The organism is Nocardia speluncae NBRC 108251 (assembly GCF_001613245.1).
Lineage (GTDB): Bacteria > Actinomycetota > Actinomycetes > Mycobacteriales > Mycobacteriaceae > Nocardia > Nocardia speluncae.
Map to the genome: position 1 here is coordinate 42,521 of NZ_BDBZ01000046.1, position 18,490 is coordinate 61,010.

At 65.7% G+C, this 18,490-nt stretch carries 13 protein-coding genes; 4 read left to right on the forward strand and 9 right to left on the reverse strand.

Annotated elements, in window-relative coordinates; translation table 11 throughout:
* Positions 1 to 14: 14 nt before the first annotated feature.
* The 4 genes from NS6_RS31630 to NS6_RS31645 all read right to left on the reverse strand — a co-directional run bounded on the left by NS6_RS31630 (position 15) and on the right by NS6_RS31645 (position 4,272).
* Positions 15 to 500, reverse strand: coding sequence for a hypothetical protein (locus NS6_RS31630; protein WP_068049737.1), 486 nt, complete (start codon positions 498 to 500; stop codon positions 15 to 17).
* Positions 497 to 2,149, reverse strand: coding sequence for a class I adenylate-forming enzyme family protein (locus tag NS6_RS31635; protein WP_068049740.1), 1,653 nt, complete (start codon positions 2,147 to 2,149; stop codon positions 497 to 499). The genes NS6_RS31630 and NS6_RS31635 overlap by 4 nt, the downstream gene beginning before the upstream one ends.
* Positions 2,150 to 2,227: 78 nt before the next feature.
* Entirely contained in the window at positions 2,228 to 2,830 is a 603-nt protein-coding gene (locus NS6_RS31640; RefSeq protein WP_068049742.1) for an HD domain-containing protein, read from the reverse strand.
* A 56-nt stretch (positions 2,831 to 2,886) separates the two neighbouring features.
* Positions 2,887 to 4,272, reverse strand: coding sequence for an MFS transporter (locus tag NS6_RS31645; RefSeq protein ID WP_084471614.1), 1,386 nt, complete (start codon positions 4,270 to 4,272; stop codon positions 2,887 to 2,889).
* A 361-nt stretch (positions 4,273 to 4,633) separates the two neighbouring features.
* On the opposite strand from NS6_RS31645, the gene NS6_RS31650 reads away from it, so the two are divergent.
* Together NS6_RS31650 and NS6_RS31655 are read left to right on the forward strand one after the other, a co-directional pair.
* Entirely contained in the window at positions 4,634 to 5,377 is a 744-nt protein-coding gene (locus NS6_RS31650; RefSeq protein WP_068049854.1) for a class II aldolase/adducin family protein, read from the forward strand.
* A gap of 82 nt (positions 5,378 to 5,459) precedes the next feature.
* Positions 5,460 to 6,710, forward strand: a complete 1,251-nt coding sequence (locus tag NS6_RS31655) for an amidohydrolase family protein (RefSeq protein ID WP_068049744.1) — start codon at positions 5,460 to 5,462, stop codon at positions 6,708 to 6,710.
* Between the two features lie 39 nt (positions 6,711 to 6,749).
* On the opposite strand, the gene NS6_RS31660 is transcribed toward NS6_RS31655, so the two are convergent.
* The 3 genes from NS6_RS31660 to NS6_RS31670 all read right to left on the reverse strand — a co-directional run bounded on the left by NS6_RS31660 (position 6,750) and on the right by NS6_RS31670 (position 10,337).
* On the reverse strand, positions 6,750 to 7,568 hold the full coding sequence (locus tag NS6_RS31660; protein ID WP_068049857.1) for a FadR/GntR family transcriptional regulator: 819 nt from the start codon (positions 7,566 to 7,568) through the stop codon (positions 6,750 to 6,752).
* A gap of 161 nt (positions 7,569 to 7,729) precedes the next feature.
* Positions 7,730 to 9,265: an ATP-dependent DNA ligase gene (locus NS6_RS31665; protein ID WP_068049746.1), complete on the reverse strand. Its 1,536-nt coding sequence runs from the start codon at positions 9,263 to 9,265 to the stop codon at positions 7,730 to 7,732.
* Between the two features lie 79 nt (positions 9,266 to 9,344).
* Complete coding sequence (locus NS6_RS31670) at positions 9,345 to 10,337, reverse strand: Acg family FMN-binding oxidoreductase (protein WP_068049859.1); 993 nt, start codon at positions 10,335 to 10,337, stop codon at positions 9,345 to 9,347.
* A gap of 349 nt (positions 10,338 to 10,686) precedes the next feature.
* Here NS6_RS31670 and NS6_RS31675 point away from each other — a divergent pair, with 349 nt between their 5' ends.
* The gene (locus NS6_RS31675; protein ID WP_068049747.1) at positions 10,687 to 11,601 is read left to right on the forward strand and encodes a universal stress protein; all 915 of its coding nucleotides are present in this window, start codon (positions 10,687 to 10,689) and stop codon (positions 11,599 to 11,601) included.
* A gap of 75 nt (positions 11,602 to 11,676) precedes the next feature.
* Here the strand turns inward: NS6_RS31675 and otsB are convergent, their stop codons facing one another.
* Both otsB and NS6_RS31685 read right to left on the reverse strand, forming a co-directional pair.
* On the reverse strand, positions 11,677 to 15,741 hold the full coding sequence (otsB, locus tag NS6_RS31680; protein ID WP_084471616.1) for a trehalose-phosphatase: 4,065 nt from the start codon (positions 15,739 to 15,741) through the stop codon (positions 11,677 to 11,679).
* Positions 15,731 to 16,612, reverse strand: coding sequence for a universal stress protein (locus NS6_RS31685; RefSeq protein ID WP_068049863.1), 882 nt, complete (start codon positions 16,610 to 16,612; stop codon positions 15,731 to 15,733). Before NS6_RS31685 ends, otsB begins: the two co-directional genes overlap by 11 nt.
* A 592-nt stretch (positions 16,613 to 17,204) precedes the next feature.
* On the opposite strand from NS6_RS31685, the gene NS6_RS31690 reads away from it, so the two are divergent.
* Positions 17,205 to 18,455, forward strand: a complete 1,251-nt coding sequence (locus NS6_RS31690; RefSeq protein ID WP_068049749.1) for an oxygenase MpaB family protein — start codon at positions 17,205 to 17,207, stop codon at positions 18,453 to 18,455.
* Positions 18,456 to 18,490 lie beyond the last annotated feature (35 nt).

The following is an 18,490-nucleotide window of genomic DNA, read 5'->3' on the forward strand; positions in this document are numbered from 1 at the left end:
GGCTACCCGCCGGCTCAGGATCGGCACAACTGCGTTTCTCGTGGGGCCTCGGGCGGGCCCAGGGCATGAGGAGGCGCCGTATCAGAATTGCCGGAGTACTCGTGCGCATCGAAATCTGCGGTATCGCAGGCATCATCGATATCGGCGCCCCGCCCCACTTCGGTCTCGAATGTATTCTGCCACCGGGCGATCCTGCCGGGTGACCAGTCGAGTCCGGTCCGTTCGCGCAGCAGTCTCTCGGTGATCCCCGCGACCATCGCGAGTCGAGCATTGTGCCGGGCTCGGGCCCGGCCGAGGATGTCCGCGGGCATCAAGGGGCGCGCTCTTGTGCGGTAGTGCTCCCACGTTGCTTCGAGCGCATCGGATTCTGCACAGCCCCGCAGCAGTTCGGTCCAGTAGTATTCGCCGAACCCGTCGGGTGCGGCGTACTGTTCGACTCCGGCCCGGATGCGCAGGATCTCCCGGCAGGTGTAGACGTCGACAGTCTTGATCCCGGTCATGGCGTAGTGACATTCGCCGTGGCGGCCACGGATTCGGTGGCGAGCGTACGTATCTCGCCCTTCGCGATCTTTCCTCCGGACGAGCGGGGCAAGTGATCGAGGACCAGCAGATGCTCGGGGAAAAGTTCCTTCGATACGCCACGATCGGCAAGATGCCCGGTGAGCTGGGGGAGTGTGAGCTCATGACCGGGCCGGAGGTTGACGACCGCGCAGACCCGTTCGCCGAATACCGGGTCCGGTACGGCGACGACACTGGCCAGGTCGACTGCGGGGTGGGTTTCCACCTCCTGCTCGACCTGGGGTGCGGAAATATTCTTGCCGCCGCGGATGATGATGTCCGATGTACGGCCCACGGGCGTGAGGAAACCGTCTTCGATCGTGACGATGTCACCCATCAGCAGCCAGCCGTCCGCGGTGTACAACTGCTTGTTGGCGGCCTCGTCCTCGTAGTAACCCGCACAGGTCAGCGGGCCGCGTCCACCCGGCCGGCCGGGACCGCCGCCGGCGGTGACATCCGTGCCCGAGTCGTCGAACAATCGCACGTTCATATCGGGAATGAGCCGCCCCGAGGTGTTCAGGCGGCGGTCGGACGTGTCCGAGACCCGGGTGACGCTGAACGCCCCGCTCTCGTTCGACCCGAAGAACTGGAGAACGGTGGCACCGGTACGGTCCTCGAACTCCGCCGCCCGGTCCGGTGGGACGGCCTCGCCGCCGGTGAACATCACCCGCAGCGACGACAAGTCGAACCGGTCGGCCACCGGTGAGTTCAGCAACATCCGGAACTGGGTGCTCACGCAGCACAGGACTGTCACCTTTTCCCGATCGATCATCCGGATCATGGTTTCCGCATCGAACCTGGGCAGGACAACGGTGGGTGCGCCGAGTATCGCCGGGGCATAGTGCGAGGTCCACAAGCCGAAGCCGAACGGTGCCGGAACAGCGCCGAAGAAGACCTCGTCCGCGCCCAGCTCTCCTGCTTCGATTGCCAGGCGGCTGAACGCAACCCACCGATTGTCGAACTGTGTCACGCATTTCGGGAGGCCGGTCGTGCCGGATGTCGAGTTGAGCATGGCCAGATCGTTCGGCCCGATACTGCGTGCTGCGACCTCCGTCCGGCTCGCCCGTCCCGGTTCTACCGGGGCCGGGACAGCTCCCCGGACATCGACGATCCGGTCCACGCCTCGATTCGACAACGCGACATAGAAATCGAGCGATGCGCCGCGGCCGCGGAGCTGCTGCACCAGCTCCGCCGCCGAGCGGCCGGTGAGCGCATCAATGCTGACGAGTGCGCGTGCCCCGGTCTTCCCGACGAGGTGCGCGATCTCCTGAGGTCCCGATCGCGCACCGATGCCGACCGCGACGACGCCGGCGCGTGCGGCCGCGACCAGGGCCGCGTGGACCAGGAACGAATCCGGTAAACGGATGGCGACCCGCGCCCCGGGTGGTATCCCCAATGCCACCAGGGCGCCGGCCAGATCATCCGCCACCCGGTCGTATGTGCGCCACGATGTGCGTTCGGCCGGCTGGATGAATGCGGGCAGGCCGGGAGTGGCGGCGGCCTGCGCCCGGACGATTTCGTGCAGCGGTTCGGTACCCCACCAGCCGGAGTCGACGTACTGTCGTGCAGTCGCGGCATCGATCAGGCTCATGTAACTACTCCTCCTGTACGGGGCGGGATGTGTCGCCGTGGCACCTGGTGAATCCCCGTACGGGGAATCCGGACCCGTCTAGGTCTCGCGTGACCATGCCAGGTCCTGGTCGCCCCAGGAGCGTGCCGGGCGCGCGAAGACTTCCTCGAGCAGCGGCATGAAGAATTCGAGGGGCTCGGTGTTGTAGTCCGGGTCGAACGACTCCTGGTCCCAGGCGGCGCAGAAGTGTGCGCACGAATCGAAGTACGGTGAGTCCCGGTATCGTTCACGGCTGTCGGTCGGCATGCCCAGCTTCTCCCCGTAGTGGTAGGTCTGGAAAACGCCGTGGTGCTTGACGATCCACACGGCTTCGTCGTCGAGTACCGGCCGCAGGATCGCGGCGGCGACTTCGCTGTGGTTGTCGGGGCACAGATCGTCACCGATATCGTGCAGAAGGGCAGCTACCACGAGATCGGTCCGAGCGCCCTCTCGATGCGCGCGGGTCGCGGACTGCAAAGAATGTTCGTAGCGGTCGACGCGGTAGCCGAAGGTGTGGCCCTTCATCGATTCCAGCAGCCGCAGGACTGTGCCGAGCCAGTGGTCACGTCGGTGTCGGGTGGCCTCGGACTTGATCAGCTCCATCTCCGGGACTGTCGCGTCGTCCATCCGGGTGAAATCGACGGTGCGTGTTTCTTCGGGCATGCCAACTCCTTGGGTTCTGTGATATTTCGGCTGTGACGGTGATCGGTGGCGGGAGGTCATGGCACGTGTGTGGCGTTACCGGGCGTGATTGCGGGTTCTTCTACGAGGGCGATTCCCTTGGTCTCCTGGGTGAAGTAGGCGGCGATTGCTACGGCCAGTGCGAGCACGATGACGTACCAGGTGAATATGTCGGGCGTACCGCGCGAGGTCAGCCACGAATTGAGGTAGGGCGCGGTGCCGCCGAAGATCGCGGCCGCGAGGGAGACGGCGATACCGGTGCCCGCTGCGCGCGATTTGGTCGAGAACAGTTCGGCGAACCAGGCGACCTGGGTACTGGCGGCCAGGGCCTGGACGATGAGCGCCAGAGCGATCGCCAGGGTCAGTGTCGCGGCCGAGGAGTCGAGCATGCCCGACAAGGGGAAGGCCAGGATCGCGACCCCCAGTCCCCACCCGATGTTGTTCCAGCGGCGTCCGAACCGATCGGCGAGCAGTGCTGCGAGCGGTAGGGCGGCGATGAAGACGAGGTTGGCGACGACGCCGGCCCACATGGCGAGCTTATCGTTCACGTCATGGAAGCTGATGGCGTATGCCGGGGCGCTCACCGACCAGGTGTAGGAGAAGACCGAGGTGCCGCCGACCAGCATGACGACTCGCAGGATCGAACCGCGCTGGGCCCAGATGTCCTGGATCGCCGTCCATGCCGATGCCAAGGGGGCAGGGTCTGTGGTTTCGGGCGTCTGTTCGGTGAATGCCGCCGATTCACTCAGCCCACGGCGCAGGTAGAGCGCGAAGAAGCCGAGGACACCGCCGATCAGGAACGGTATGCGCCAACCCCAGTCGGCCATCGCGGAGGCGTCGATCCAGGTGCGCATAACGGCGCCGAGAAGTGTGGCGAGCACCGTTCCGGCGACAGTGGACATGATGACTGTGCTGCCCCACAGCGCGCGGTTGTCCGGGCGCGCTACTTCGGCGATGTAGGTGTATGAGCCACCCTGCTCACCGCCGTGCGCCACGCCTTGCACACATCGCACGAGCAGCAGCCACAGCGACGCCAACGCACCGATCTGTTCGTAGGTGGGCGCGACCGCGATCAGGACACTCGAGATGGCGACGAGCGTCATGGTCAGGACCATGACGAACTTCCGCCCCCGGCGGTCGGCGACCAGGCCGAACAGCAGGCCGCCGATCGGGCGCATGACGAACCCGACGGCGAAGACAGCCATCGTCGAGAGGAGGTTCGATACGGGGTCGGCCGAGTGGAAGAACTGGTTGGAGAAGTAGATCGCGAAGATCGCGAAGATCGTCCAGTCGAACCACTCCAAGGCGTTGCCCATGTTGACGGCCAGAATCATCCGGGCCTTGGCCCGGACCGTGCCCGGTGCGGCCGAGCCCCCCGTTCCGGGGCTCTGCGGAGTGTCGTTGCGGGGTGGTGACGAGGTCATTCGCGTTCTCCTTGGGGCGACAGCGTCGATGGGTGAGTAGGTGACGCGCATCGGGCCGGCTGCCGGTGCTGATTCTCTATTCGGCTGGCGTGCAACGGTTTCGGCTCATGGGCTATGAGGCACCGTTCGACGCGAGGTGAGGAGAGGGATCACACACGTATATGGCGTGAATCACAATGTAAGCCGACCGGCCGGGGAAGTCAATCAATCGTTTGAGTGGCTTTCCTGAAAGGGCTTACATCACTATCTTTTGTAAGATAGAGTTCGGGTTCCTTGCAGCTCTGTGATCCCGATCTCAATGTGTGGAGGCATCGTGACCATGTACGACGAACCGGCCGTCGCTGAAGGGGAGACCGACCCCATGGGCGGATGGAAGCCGCGAGCCACACCACCGATCGGGGTCGACCTCACGAACGAGCAGGCACTCGCCTGTGCTTTCCGGACGCTGGCGCACGGCGGATTCAGCGAGAATATGGCCGGTCACATCACCTGGGCGGATCGTGGCGACGGCAGTCTTCTCATCAACCCGTGGGGACTGTGGTGGGAGGAGGTCTCGGCCTCCGACGTATGCCGCGTCGATGCCGACGGTGTGGTGATCGAGGGGAAATGGGATGTGACACCCGCGTACCACATCCACACCGAACTGCACCGGCGGCGGCCGGACGCCCGCGTGGTCGTCCACAACCACCCGTATTACGTGACCTTGCTCGCCGCCGTGGGTGTACTGCCGATGATCGCCCACCAGACCGGCAGTCTGTACGACGGCGACCTGTCCCTGGTCAGCGAATACGATGGCGAGGTCGGTGATGCCGAACTCGGAAGGGATCTCGCCGAGCGTATCGGTGAGTGCAACAACGTGATACTCGCCAGCCACGGCATCATCACCACCGCCGGCACCATCGAACTCGCGGTCTACCGCGCGGCCTCGATCGACCGGTTCTGCCGGCTCGCCTACGACATCCTGCTACTCGGCAAGGATCCGTTGCCGATCGAGAAGAGTATCCGCGTCGCAATGCAGAAAGCGCTCGTCGAGCGTGCCGCCGGCGTCTACTGGGCCGGTGCGGTGCGCAAACTGCTCCGGACCGATCCCGACGTTCTCCACTGAAACCCACCCACCTCGACCCGTTCCGGCTACGTGTCCCGCGCAGCCGGGTTTGCCGAACCCCGAACCTCCAAGGATTTCCACGATGGCTGATCTCGACGAATTGATGCACAACACCGACTTCACCCAGAACGTGAAGGGGAAAGTAACTTTCCTTCCCGAGCCGGAGAAAGCACACCGGCCCTTCCCGTTCATTTCGGTCGACGACCACATTGTCGAGCCGAAGGACACATTCGAGGGGCGCCTGCCCGCGAAATTCGCCGAGCGGGCACCGCGGGTCATCAACCGGGATGGCGCCGACCTGTGGGTATACGACGGCAAGGAGATCCCGAACGTCGGTTTCAACGCGGTGGTCGGGCGCCCGGTCGACGAGTGGGGATTCGACCCCCAGCGTTTCGAGGATATGCGTCGTGGATCCTGGGATATTCACCACCGAATCAAGGATATGAACCTATCGGGTGTGTATGCGTCCCTGAATTTTCCGTCGTTCCTTCCGGGCTTCGCGGGCCAGCGACTACAGCTGAGCACCGACGATCCAGAACTGGCCCTGGCTGCGACGCGCGCCTACAACGACTGGCATCTCGAGGAGTGGGCGGGGCCTTACCCCGATCGCATAATCCCATGTCAGATCCCGTATTTCCTCGATCCGGAGGTCGGAGCGCAGGAGATCTACCGTAACGCGGAGCGCGGGTTCAAGGCCGTGACCTTCTCGGAGGGGCCACACGCCCTGGGGCTGCCATCTGTGCACTCCGGACACTGGGATCCGATCATGCGTGCGTGTGAGGAGACCGAAACCGTGATCAATCTGCACATCGGTTCGTCGAGTACATCGCCGAGCACCTCGGCGGATGCACCCCCGGATGTATCCGGGACGTTGTTCTTCGGCTACGCGATGTTCGCCACGGTGGACTGGCTTTTCTCGAGGATCCCGGTGCGCTTCCCGAACATCAGGATCGTGATGTCGGAGGGCGGAATCGGCTGGGTCCCCGCGCTTCTCGACCGGCTCGACCATATGACCACATACTCGTCCATGTACGGCACGTGGGACGGCATCGATATCTCACCGGCGGATGTGCTGAAACGGAACTTCTGGTTCTGTGCCGTGGAGGATCCCAGCACGATGGTGCTGCGCGAACGGATCGGTATCGACCACATCCTGCTCGAAGAGGACTACCCGCACAGCGACAGTCTGTGGCCACGGACGATGGAGGTCGTCAACGAGTCCATGAAGGGCCTTTCGGCCGGCGAACTGCGCAAAATCACGTGGGAGAATGCCTCGGTGCTCTACCGGCATCCGGTGCCGCAGAGCGTGATCGACGACCCGAACAGCTTCTGAGAGCGCCCGCGCCGGGCCCGGATACTCGAACGGGCCCGGTCAGCCGAAGAAGAGGCGATCACGGGCGACCGCCGGATCGAGCGGAACACGGGCGCGCTGCGGGTCGTGCGGATATGTCTGCACGTCCCGCAGGTGGCGAGCCGCGATCACCCGCGCCGATGCGGCGTCACCATCTTCGATGCACTGCAGGATCTGTCCGTGTACGGCCAGCGCCTGCGCTCGTTCGGTGAGCGGAATAGTTGCGGGATCGGCTCGTTCACTGGCCCAATCCGTGACGTGACTCGACCACAGGGCTTCGAGGGCGCCCGCCAGCACGATCAGCGACCGGTTGCCACACAGCTGGACGACGGATTCGTGGAATCGCCGCGACAGTGCGGTAGCGGCCACGAGATCGTCGAGCTCGCGCAGCGACTTTTCGTGCAGTTCACGCAGCACGGGTACGACCGTCTCGGCGCGGTCGTCGCGTTCGGCGCACAAGGCCGCGCACATCGGTTCGACCTCATGGAGCGCGCGACCCACGTCGGTGATATCGGTGTCGGACATCGCCAGCACCATCGACAGGCTGTAGGCCACATTGCCGGGAGTGGGGCGGTGCACCACCGCTCCACCACGGTTACCGCGACGGACGCGCAGTAGCCCCTCGGCCTCGAGGATCCGCATCGCCTCACGCAGCGACTGGACGTTGACCGGGTACTGGTCGCGCATTTCGGCTTCCTTCGGCAGTACGTCGCCCTCGGCGAGATCGCCTCGAAGGATTCGCTGCCGGATCTGGTCCGCCACCATCTCGGCCAACCGCCGCCACCGGAGATTGCCCGGGTCGGGAACCGGGGACTTGCGGTCGTGTCCCGGTGGGGGCACCGCCGTCACATCCTTCCGATCTGGATCGTCGATTCGCACTAAATTACCAAACTTAGTGAAGTTCGAATCCGCCGCGGCTCTGCCCGTGCGGCACAGTTGCGGCTGTTCACGCTCGCCGCCCCCCGCCGGATGCTGCCGCGGCTCCGAGGTACACGATCTGCTCAACCGCCCCGCTCGTAGAGCGCGCGGACAGTATCGACCGTATCGGCCTCGGCCGGGGATTTGTCGTCGCGGTAGCGCACCACGCGAGCGAACCGGAGTGCCATGCCGCCGGGATACCGGGTCGACCCCTGGACCCCGTCGAAGGCGATTTCGACGACCTGCTCGGGACGTAGTCGCACGACATACCCATCGGTCGCTCCGTCGGCGAGCTCGGTGAAACGTTCCGTCTGCCATGCCAGCATGGCGTCGGTCATCCCTTTGAAGGTCTTGCCGAGCATCACGAAACCGCCGCCGGCCGGGTCACGAGCGCCCAGGTGGATATTCGACAGGGTGCCGGTTCGCCGGCCGGAACCCCGTTCGACGGCGAGAACGACCAGGTCCAAGGTGTGTACGGGTTTGACCTTGAGCCAGCCGGAGCCACGACGGCCGGCTTCGTACGGGGCCGACGGCGATTTCGCCATCACCCCCTCGTGTCCGGCGGCGAGCGTGCGATCGAGGAAACCCTGCGCCGCAGCGGTGTCGGTGGTCAGCAGACGGTCGACGCGCTGAGCGGCGGGGACGAGCGCGTCCAGTGCGGTGAGGCGGTCTCGGGTGGGCAGATCGAGGAGATCGTTGCCGTCGAGGTGGAGCAGGTCGAAGAAGAACACCGACAACGGTTCGACATCGCCCGGATGTTTGCGGCCGAACCGGGCTGCGGTGACCTGGAACCGCTGCGGCCTGCTGTCGGGTCGCAACGCGATGGCCTCGGCATCGGCGATCAAGTCGGTAGCGGGGAGGGCGAGGGTCGCCGCGACGATTTCGGGGAGCCGGGCGGTGACATCATCGAGACTGCGGGTATATACCGAGACTTCAGATCCTGCGCGGTGGATCTGTACCCGCGCGCCGTCCAGCTTCGCTTCGAATATCGCGGTCCCGCCGAGTCGCTGAATGGCATCGTCGACCCCGGTCGCGGTCTGCGCGAGCATCGGCCCGACCGGCTGCCCGGCGCGGAGCCGGAACTCCGTCAGCGCCGGGCGCCCCCCGCCAAGAGCCGCCGCTGCCACGGTGGGCAGGGCGCCGGCCAGCATCGCCGCGCGCCGGACCTCGGCCGCGGGTATCCCGGCAGCTTCGGCGACCGCATCGGTCATCACGCCCGTGAGTGCGCCCTGGCGGAGCTCACCGCTCAGCAGCCGGCGCAGGAATACCTGCTCGGGGCCGGTCGCGGTCTCGAACAGATCGCGCACCAGGTCGGCGCGTACCGTCCGGGATCCTTTCCCGGCGACCGCTCCGATCCGCGAGAACCGAGCGTCGACGTCGGCGACCGTGAGCGTCGCAACATCAGTGGGCGGCGGCAGCGTGCGCAGCGCTGCCCACCCCACACCGATCTGGCGTTGCGGTAATTCTCCGGACAGCCAGGAGGCCGTCACCGCGATCAGTCGCGCGTCGCCCTCTGCCGCGATTCGGTTCAGCAGTTCGGCGAGGCGGCCTGTTTTGGCTCGCCGCGCCGACGCTGACGCGATCTCGGCGGATGCGGCGGCGACCTCGGCTAACAGCACGTCAACAGCCTGGCACGGGCACCGCCTCCGGGCAATCGGCCGATGTGAAGGTGCGGTTTTCCCCGAGTGCGCCCGCCGATCAGTCCCCGGACCTCGCATCGGACAGGATTTCGGTGAGCGGTAACCGCGGCGTGCTCTCCGGTGGCCGGTCGCGGTGCGGTGGCGCACCTACCCTGACCAGTATCTGGGGCAGCTGGTGGCTGTCGATCAACTGCCGGACCGCGCGCCTGCTATCCGGTAACTCGGTCAGATGAGTGAGCGGGCAGGTCGCGTAACCCGCCAGGGTGGATTCCAGGAGTACGACCGATAGCGTTTCACCGGATCGAACGTGTTCTGCGGGCGAATCTCCGGCCGTGGAAACAACGAGCACCACAGCATGGTCGGACGAGTCCTCGCCGGGGTTTCCGGTATCCGGCGAGGCGGTCGGGAATCGGCGGCCGATATCTACCTGCTCGTGTTCTCGTGGCGAAACCAGCGAGGTTTTCGGTACACCGGTGCCGCCGATCACGTGCCCTGTCCACCAGTGCAGCTCCGCGTGATAGTTCGAATCGTAACGCCGGCGCGCGCCTGTCAACCGGGTGGCGTCGGCCAGCGCGGGGTGGCTTTCCGCCGGCACGATCTCCACAGTGGTGTCTGCGGAATCGATCGCGGATCGCAGTACCGGCTCGAACTCCGGCCAGCCGGGCGGCGGCCCGAACGGTAGGCGGTCGGTGTAACGCCGGTCGATCGCCTCCGCGCGGGCCCGGTCGGCATCGGTCACCATCGGCGAACGCTCGAACGTGATATCCGCCAGGTGGGTCCTGTTGTTGGGGTCGGGGAAACGCGCGACGGACGGACGCCAACCGGCAGCCGCCATAGCGGCCCGCAGGTGGTCCAGGGTGGCACCGCAGCTGATCAGCATCTGGCGGCCGCCCGGATCGGTCGTGGTGAGCATCCGCTCGGGTACCGCGAACAGCCGCAATACCTCGCCGTCGGACTGCCACCGCCACGGCTGGCTGTTGTGCAGTGAAGGAGCCCGTGCCGCGAGGCGGACTGCATCCGCGATTGTGGAACCGCTGGGACCAGCGCTCATGTACCCGACCATACCTATCCGGAGGTACAGGGTGTACCACCCACGCGGACCGCTCTCGATCGTGGTGCCGGCGGGAGCCGGCCTCGGGTAGCGGGTCCGGTCTCGGCGTCACCGGGAATTCATAGGGAGAAGTGCCGAGTTCGCGTGTGTCGACCGATCGGCACGAGCGTTTCGCCTCCTATCCTGAAGATTCATCACGATCGAGTGTCGTTCCGGGTCGGTCGGCCGATCGGGTAGCCGGGATGCTCATGCGTACTACCGGTGTGGACTCTCGTTCGTCCCGCCACGGCGTCGGTTCCCTCCACGGCGGCCTCCGATCGAGGACCGCTGCACGAAAGGCGACAAGGATATGGGTCTCCCGGGAAAATACATCGTGGCGGGTGTCGATGGATCGGAGGCCTCGCTGGGTGCCGCCAGATGGGCCGCCGCGTTCGCCGGCAGACTCGACCTACCGCTACACCTGGTGCATTCGTCGCCGGCTTCGGGTCCGATACCCGATGTGGCGTTCAGCGCCGATGAACTGGAAGAAGTGCAGCAAGCCTATCGGTCCGATCTGTTGAACTCGGCCGGAACCGCACTTCGAGAATGGGCGCCCGAGGTCGAGCTGGAATTGATCACCGGCAGGAAAGCTCCCGCAGCGGGGTTGCTCGAAGCCGCAGGGCAGGCGGCGATGATCGTGCTGGGAGCGACAGGCGCCGGTTCGGTCGAACGCTGGCTGCTGGGGTCGACTGTGCTGCGGGTGGCCGACAAGGCCGTGTGCCCGGTCGCGGTATGGCGCGGTAAGGACACCGGCGTGCCTCTCGACGACCGCCCGATCGCGGTGGGATCCGACGGAAGCCCGATATCGGAGGCCGCGACCCGGTTGGCTTTCGAATGGGCCCGGTTGCTGTCCGTGCCGGTGACGGCGGTGCGGACGTGGACCGGCAGCTCGGCGGTCGCGTCCGCCGACCCGAGCACGATACAGAAACGGGGCCGGACCGCGCTGGTGATCGACTGGGACGCGATCGCACGCTCCGAAGAAGACGAGCTCTCGAAAATCATTGCCCCGTATCGGGAGCAATTTCCCGATGTTGCCGTCGAACTGAGGTCTAGGCGCGGCTCGGCGGCGCGGGAACTGCTGTACGCCCTCGACCATGCCCAGATGGCGATTGTGGGCAGTAAAGGCTGGGGACGCGTCCGCGGTGCCCTGCTGGGATCGACCGGTCAGAATTTGCTGCATCGCGCCGACCGCCCGATCGTCATCTTTCGCACCGCGGACTCCTGAGGTCGGATGTCCGACTGAATATCGATCGCCGAGGCGGCCGCTCCCGGCCTGTCCCGCGCAATTCTCCGTGGCGCCCTACCGCGAAGAGATCGGAAAACGCACAGTACAGCCCGGTGCCAGTTCGGCGCTTCTGTCCCGGCAAGTGACGGTGACCGGATGAGCAGGCCCAGGACCCGAGTCGACCTCGAGGCGCTGTCCATCGATACGCACCGTCAAATGATGTTCCCGGTACATCATCGGAAATGACAGTGTGCCCAGCGACTCGGGCCAGTACGGGCAGAATACGAGGCGGTCGTCACGCATTTCGAGCCCGGTGAAACAGCGTTGCAGAAGGTCCACGCTGCCCGCCATTGCGGCCAGGTGGATTCCTTCGGCCGTGGTGCCACCCTGTACATCGGCTATATCCGATACCAGCACGGATTCGAAATATTCCACGGCACGATCGCGATGTGCACGTGCCAGCACCCAGGCGTGCACGAGCGCACTCAGGGTGGAGCCGTGTGATGTGCGAGCCAGGTAATAGTCGATCGTGCGGGGAATCATCTCGGGCGGTAATTCGTAGCCCAGGCCGGTGAACAGGGCGCGTAGTTCGTCGGCGGAGAACAGATAGAACAGCATCAGGACATCGGCTTGTTTTCCGGCGCGGTAGCGGTTGATATCGTCGTCTTCGGCTTCCAGGATCCGGTCGAGCCGCTGGATATTCCCATACTGTTGCCGATAGTGATCCCAGTCCAGTTCCCGCAGCTGCTCGTAGCCGTCGAATTGACTGATGACCCCGTCGTGCAAAGGCACATACATTCGGTGCGCGATATCCTGCCAGCGTTGCAATTCCGGCGCCGCCAGCTTCAGTGTATCCAGGAGCTCGGCCCGGTCGGGCGGCGCGAGGACGTCGAGTGCGTCGAGTGCGCGCAGAATCGTCCAGACGGCGAGGATATTGGTATAAGCGTTGTTGTCTATCCCTGCGCGTGTTTTGCCCGGGTAACCGGAATGGAACTCGTCGGGACCGATTACTCCCCGCAAGGTGTAGCGGCCGCGTTCGGAATCGAATTCGGCCTTGCTCGACCAGAATCGCGCGATCTCGGCGAGCATCTCCGCCCCGTATCCGGCGAGGAACTCGGAATCGCCGGTGGCCTGGTAGTACTGCCAGACCGTATAGGCGACGGCGCTACCGATATGGTGCGCGCGGTGGCTGAGATCCGGATTCCACCTGCCCGACAAAGGGTTCAAATGTAACCGCTGGCTTTCCTCCCGGCCATCGCTGCCGGATTGCCACGGATACATCGCACCCGTCCGGCCGGCCTGTGCCGCTGCGCGCCGCGCCTCGGGCAGCCGGCGGTACCGGTACATCAAGAGGGCGCGGGTCAGCGACGGAAGGCGCGGGGTCAGCACCGGGAGGACGAACAATTCGTCCCAGAAGATATGCCCTCGGTACGCTTCGCCGTGCAGGCCGCGGGCAGGAACGCCGACGTCGAGGTCGACGGTGTTCAGTGAGACCGTCTGGACGAGGTGCAGCAGGTGCAGCCGCAGGACCGCCACCGCCGGTGCCGCACCGTCGAGGTCGATGTGCAGGCGCGCCCACATATGATCCCATGCCGCGGCATGACCCTCGAATAGTGCCGCATAGTCGGCGAACTCTGTCAACCGGCGCACCGCATTGCCGCCGGAGTCGCCCGTCGCGGGGTCCCGCCCGGTGACCAGAGCCACCGTCTTGTCGACCGATATCGGCACCCGCGGGGTCATAGCGAGGGTGAACTGGTGGCCGAACGAGCCGTTGCCGCGCACGTATAGCCGCTCGACGTCCAACGGTTCGCCGTCTCGGTGCACTGTGCTGCGGACAGCTATCGCCAGCGGCAGCCCCGAGGTGTTGGTGTGTGTCTCGATCAGCACCGAGCCGTCGGGTAGTTCCCGGTCGCGCCCCGGCGTCAGATGTGTGTCGGACAACCTGTTGTAACGTTCGACGAGGGCGTTTCTCGTCGTCGTATCCACGGTGGCCAGGATGGTCAGCGGACCGGCCCAGTTCTCGGCGGTGATCGTCGTCCGCAGGGCACCCAGGTGCGGCCGGTGCAGAGCGGCGAACCGGCGCTGGGTGACCGCGGTGATACGCCCGGCGCTGTCGCGTATGCGGAACGTACGTACCAGTTCGGCTCGCCGCAGGTCGAGTTGCTGCCGGTAATCGAGTATGTCGGCCCCTTCGAGGCCGAACCATTCCCCGCCGGGGAGCCGGAAGGTCAAGGGGAGCCAATTCGGCACATTGACCAGGCTTTCGTTATCGATTGTGCGGTCGGCGATCCGGTCGTGGAGCCGGTTGTACAGGCCGGCGATATAGGTGCCCGGATAGTGTGTCTGCGACGCCGCCGATTCCGGTGCCGCGCCCCGGGTGGCGAAATACCCGTTGCCGACCGTGCACAACGCTTCGCGCAGTTTCTCCTGCGCCGGCTCGTACCCGTCGTAGGTCAGCGCCCACGATTCCGGGATCCCTGCGTTGCCGGCGGCCAGCAGCCCGGCGAGCTTGTGCAGGAAATCCCGGACGCGTGCGGGACCGGCCAGCGACAGATCCGCAGCGGTTTCCCGGGAGACGTCTTCTGCACTGCGCACCACGATCGCGGTTCCCGGCGCCGGCATCGCATCGAACGCATCTTCATCGGTGAGGTCGTCGCCGAGATAGAGCGTGAAAGCGGTGCCCGGTGGCCGGTCGGTGATCCAATGCAGTGCGTCGCCCTTGTTCCAGTCGATATCGGGCCGTAACTCGACTACTTTGCGGCCGTGGGTCGTGCGCAGCCGGTTCCGGCCGGCGCTGGCATACACGGCTGCCGTAATCCGTCCGATATCGCCGGCGTCGGCGTTGCGATAGTGGGTGGCGACCGTGAACCGTTTGTGCTCCACCAGCGCACCCGGGATGTCACGCAGCTCGAGCCGCAGCTCCTCCACCGCGGTGGCCAGTGCCTGCTCGGTCCCCGGCGGTACGGCGGCGGTATGGACCGTGCCGTCCGGCGCCGCCAACTCCAATCCGTGGCTGCCCGCGTACCATATTCCGCTCCGGCCGACCCGCTCGCGTAGGTCGTCGAGATCGCGTCCACTGATCACGGCGACCGTGCATTGCGCGGCCAGTTCGTCGAGCACGGCGTCCAGCCCCGGTGCGAGCCGGGCCGCAGCGGGATCTGCGACGATATCGGCGAGGGTGCCGTCGAAATCGAGCAGTACAGCGGGGGAGCGGCCGCAGATCAGGTCGGTGATCCGGGGCCAGAAGGCGAGCGCATCCGGCGCATCCGCCACACGCCGGAACCGGCCGCGCACAGGTACCCGCGCCAGATCCTCGATCACGATATCGGCGCCGCATGCGCGCAACCGGTCGGCGTGCCCGGCCCGGTCGACCCCGATGACGAAGGCGAATCCACCGCGTCGCGCCGCAGTCACACCGGCCTCCGCGTCCTCGGCGACCACCGTCCGGTCCGGTGCACTGCCCAGCCTTCGCGCGGTTTCCAGCAGGGTTGCGGGGTCGGGTTTTCCCGCGAGTCCCAACTCGCCGGCATCGAGGCCGTCCACCTGTGCGTCGAAAAGGCCGGTGAGGCCCGCGGCCTGCAGAACGTAGTGGAGGTTGCGGCTGGCGGAGAAGATACCGGTCGAGAGCCCGATGGCCCGTAGCCGGTGGATCAGCGCGACGGTCGTCTCGAAGACTTGTACGCCGTCCCGTTCCAAGCGTTCGCGAAACAGGTCGTCTTTGTGATTGCCCAGCCCGCACACCGTATCGGTATTTGCCGGATCCGCTGCGGTCCCCCAGGGAAGACGGATACCGCGGGACACAAGGAAATCTTCGACGCCGCGGTAGCGGGGTTTACCGTCGACATAACGCAGATAGTCGTCCGGCGTGAACGGTGCACGGTCCTGCCCCGGCGCTGCCGGCCGGCCGGCCAGGTAGGCGTCGAACAACTCCGTCCACGCCGCCGCGTGCACGGCGGCGGTATCGGTCACCACACCGTCGAGGTCGAAGATGACCGCCTCGTGGTGTCGCGAATCGATTCCTCGTGCGGGATTCGGGTCGAGGTCCGAATTCGCAGTGGATGGCTGCCGGGATGGGCCGGAGACCTCCGATCCATCGCGGGGCGCGGGCCCCGTCGGGCCGGCCCCGGAGTCAGACTCCATGAGCTACGAGAACAGGGCAGTGCGCACGCTGGACGAGGATATTGCTCGTGGAACCCAGGAGTAGCCCGCGGAATCCGCCGCGACCGCGGCTTCCGACAACCACCAACTGCGCGGACTCCGACCAGTGGAGCAGGTGGAGATCGGGGCCTGCGAGATACTTTCTCCGGGTCACTTCGACCTCGGGATACCTCGGCGCCCACTCGGCGAGCCATTCGGTCATCCGGGTATCCATCGCGGCGGCGATCGCGGGGTCGTCGACCGTCTCCGGCATGCCCGCGAACCAGTGCGTCCGGAGATCGTGCCAGGTGTGTACCGCGACCAGCGGTACCCGCCGAAGTGCGGCTTCGGCGAAGGCGGCGCCCACCGCTGCGTTGCTCACGGCCGTTCCGTCGATTCCGACGACCACCGGCCGTTCGCGGCGCCCGTCGGCTCCGGCGCCGCGGACCACCACGATTTTCCCGTGACCGCTACTCGTGACGGCAAGCATGGTCGACCCGAGGTGGGCGAGGGCCGATCCTTCTCCGGTCCAGCCGATCACGGTCATTTCCGCGGTGGCCGATTCGTCGATGAGCAGTCGCGCCGGTGGCGTGCCGGACAGTTCTGTTTCCACGGTCAGTGCCGCAGCGATGTGCAGCGCTGCCGCGCGGGCGCTGTCGAGGCAATCCTGCCCATACCGGGCGAGGGCTTCGCTGACCGGCGACGGCAAACCGGGGCCGGCGGCAGTGCCGTCACCGTGCACGATGCGCAACATGCGCTGCCGGAGTGCGGCTTCGCGGCTCGCCCAGTGCACGGCCGCCGTGGCGGCCTCGGATCCGTCGACTCCGACGACGACAGGAGCGCCGGGCTCCGGAGATGATGCCGAACTGTCCATCGGCGCGGTTCCTTCGGCTCGGGTATCCGCGTACTTCGTGATCGAACTATCGAGGCCGGAGCGGCGACCGAGATCGGCTGTCGTCCGGTACCGGCGAAACCACCTACAGTTGATCACAGATCTGCGCAGAGTCGGTCACCTCGGTAGCGGGTGTCGCGCGCTTGGTTCGCCGAGGTGGCGGGCGCTGACATACCCCCTGGGGTTCGGTGGGTGCGTAGAGCCCGAATCGTCATGGCCCGGCGGGTGATCGACGCGATCGCCGGTATGCCGGCCCGTGCCGGTGTATCGGCGTGGTGGCCGGCGAACAAGGTTCGATGTAACCAGTAATTCTTGTTGCATCGAGATTGTTTCCGCGCGCAGTTTGTCCAAGCCCGGACGCCCCGGACATCACTCGCCTCTCTGTGTGTCGAGGGTGAAGTGTGATGGTGTCAACGTAATTCGATGACTTTTTCGAGGGGGCCCGTCAAGTCGGCCGGACTGTGGGATCTGGACAGGTGTCTGGTACAGCTGGTAAGTTACTCGATATTCCACGGAGGTGGAGGGCCAGGCTTTACCGTTTCGGCGGTGATCGGACTCAATGAGGAGTGGCGGCATGGACGGACTCAGTAGGCGAAACGCGTTGAAGGCCGGCGGGGTGGCGGGGGCTGCCGGGGCGTTCGCGATGGTGGCGGCGACGTCTACGGGGCGGGCGCAGCCGTGGACATGGTCACCGCAGGGCTCGGTCGCCGGATCCGGATCCGGTGCCGACCCGATGACGGTGTGGGACCCCGAGGCCGACGAGCTGGTCGGCGGGCTGATCGACCGGGGCGAGGTGCCCCGGATCAACGACGCGTTGCGGACGTGGACCAGGAACGGTCAGCCGCTGCCCGCCGGTTTGCCGCCGGAGTTGCGGGATTTCATGGAGTACGCCCGGAAACTCCCGCAGTGGACCGATCCGGCCAAATTGGATACGGCCATCCAGTTCAACAAGAAGCGCGGACTGTATCTCGGTGTGCTGTACGGGTTTGCCAGCGGCATGATGAGCACGGTCATTCCCAAGGAAGCCCGCTCGGTCTACTACTCCAAAGGCGGCCACGACCTCGAGGACCGTATCTCCAAAACCGCCAAACTCGGCTACGACATCGGTAGTAACAATGCCTACGCTCCCGACGGCGAGATGATCGTCACCTGCGTCAAGACCCGGCTGGTGCACGCGGCGGTGCGGCACCTCCTGCCGCAGTCACCGCACTGGGTGCACTCGGCCGCGGAAGATATTCCGATCAGCCAGAACGACATCATGGTCACCTGGCACAGCCTCCCCACGACTGTTATGAAGCACCTGACCTCCTGGAAAGTGCCGATCCCCGTACACGAATCGGAGGCCTTCCTGCACTCGTGGCAGGTCGCGGGCCATATGCTCGGCGTCCGCGACGAGTACATCCCGAAATCGTGGCCGGAAGCCAACTCCCAGGCGGCGCAGGTCCTCGACCCCATCCTGGCGCCCACCCCGGAAGGGATCAAGCTGGCCGACCGGTTGCTCGGCCTCGGCGCCAATATCGACCTCACGATCCTCAGCAAGCCCGTTCTCGGCGCGTTCACCCGCTTCCTGCTCGGCGATCACATTGCCGACGGCCTGCACATCCCGCGGGAACCGGTCTGGGATCCGCTGCTCCGATTCAGCTGGGGCCCCTTCATCGCGGTACGCGAGGGCATCCTCACCGCCGTTCCGCCGGCGGCCGACCCCTACTGGTTGCTCGACGAATTCCTCCGTAAAGCTGCGCTGATGTATCTGTCCGAATTGCAGATGCCGATCAGTATCGAAATCCCCACCATGAACCGCGATATGAGTGTGCCACCGCGCTGAACCATCGGAAGGTGCCGAAATCAACTCTTCCCCAG